The organism is Armatimonas sp. (assembly GCF_043760365.1).
Classification (GTDB): Bacteria; Armatimonadota; Armatimonadia; order Armatimonadales; family Armatimonadaceae; genus Armatimonas.
In genome coordinates this window covers 1-1,571 of record NZ_JAYUPA010000553.1, presented here as the reverse complement: position 1 = coordinate 1,571, position 1,571 = coordinate 1, and the positions used below count along the sequence as shown (strand labels likewise).

Here is a 1,571-nt window from a genome sequence, read left to right as displayed (position 1 = left end):
TGGCAACCCAGGCGCTGATGAGATCGGCAGGCTGGATAATCGGCCAGTACGGGTGATCCTGGTGCCAGCCCGTGGGGCCACCCACACGCGCGGGTTTCTCCTGCATCTGATCGTGCCAGACGCGCACGGTATCGGTGTCCATGAGCTGCGCGGCGATCTTGACGATCTTCTCGTTGTAAAGATGCTGTCGAAACGCCTCCTCAGCCTGGAACATATTGACGATCTGTGTGACCACAAAGCCTTTGTCCTGGCCCCAGGAGATATTGCGATTCGACTCCGCAGCATGCGCCGACGTGCCGGACTTGCAGCGCGTCAGTGCCTCGCGCAGACCAGCGGTTTCCTCAGGAGTTAATACGAGGCCGTAGTTTAAGTAGCCATTTTCGCGGAAAGACGCGACCTGTTCTTCAGTGAGCATGACGCAGTATGCAGGATTTTTCCTTCAAATTCCAGAACCTCTACGGCATAAACTTGTAGGATTCCGGTAATGTCTATTTGACCGCCCCCATGAACGGGAGCGTCTTATTGTCCTCGTTCCTCGGACACAAAGGGCGTGCCGCCCATAACCGAGTACCGAGCACCTAGTAAACTCGGTTTGGCATGGCCGCTTGCGGACTTCGTGTCGGAGCCTGCGACGACAATAAGACCGGGTGCCCTCTGGGCGCGTTTATGGGGGCGATACGCCTATGTCCAGAGAAATTCAAAATGCTGTCTTTTCCACGTTTGCCTCAGAGCATCTACTGGTGATTCTCACGGATGTGCCAGGGCCGTTCTGGGAGCAGATCGGGTGGCGACACATCGATTTTCTCTCTCTCTATCTGGTGCGGCGTGGGCGGGCGACCCATGTGATCGAGGGGCAGCCCTTTGAAGTGGCACGCGGCGATGTCTATGCGATGGCTCCGGGGCAGGCGCACTGGTTCACGCACTGTGACCGACTGGTTCTCGACACGATTCATGTCCAGCCCGAGATCTTCGATGCGGCAACGTGGGGAACTCTTGGTGTACCAAGACCCGGGCGCTGGCTGCATCTCACGCCCAGTGCCCACGCACAGATCGCGGAGTGCTGGAGTGAGCTTCGGGATGAGTGGGAGCAAGGAACCCCTATCTCGCACTGGTTGGTTGCCCCGCTCTTTGGCCGTTTGCTCGTTCGACTGGAAAGATTGGGCCGTCGCGTTGGGGAGTCCGGGCACCACCAGGAGACAGTCGCGAGTGCCGTGCGATATCTAGAGGAGCGCTTCACCGAGCCTGTTCGGATCGAGCAGCTTGCCCGACTTGTCTTTCTCTCACCGGATCGTTTTACGGAGGTTTTTGTGGCGGCGATGGGGCAGTCGCCGCGTGACTATCTCAAGCATCTGCGCCTTGAGTGCGCTAAAAACCTACTCTCCACCACTACCACACCGATTGCACGGATTGGGCTTCTCTCCGGCTTTTCGGACCCGGCGTACTTTGCAAGGATTTTTAAAGAAAATGTTGGTGTGTCTCCGCGGCTCTGGCGCGACTCTTGCAAAAGCCCCGAGTCAGGATGAGAATTACCTACAGTTTACGTGAAGCGGATGTGCTGGCATGGCGGGAAC

The 1,571-nt window shown here is 57.5% G+C and carries 2 protein-coding genes; one reads left to right on the top strand and one right to left on the bottom strand.

Features of this window, described 5'->3' with window-relative positions; all coding sequences use genetic code 11:
* Positions 1-415, bottom strand: a 415-nt coding sequence (locus ACH2EH_RS12715) for a phytanoyl-CoA dioxygenase family protein (RefSeq protein WP_395142206.1), incomplete at its 3' end; no start/stop codon positions are given.
* 268 nt (positions 416-683) lie between these two features.
* Here ACH2EH_RS12715 and ACH2EH_RS12710 point away from each other — a divergent pair.
* Positions 684-1,523 carry a helix-turn-helix domain-containing protein gene (locus ACH2EH_RS12710; RefSeq protein ID WP_395142204.1) on the top strand — a complete coding sequence of 280 codons (840 nt, stop codon included), beginning with the start codon at positions 684-686 and terminating at the stop codon, positions 1,521-1,523.
* The last annotated feature ends 48 nt before the right edge of the window (positions 1,524-1,571 follow it).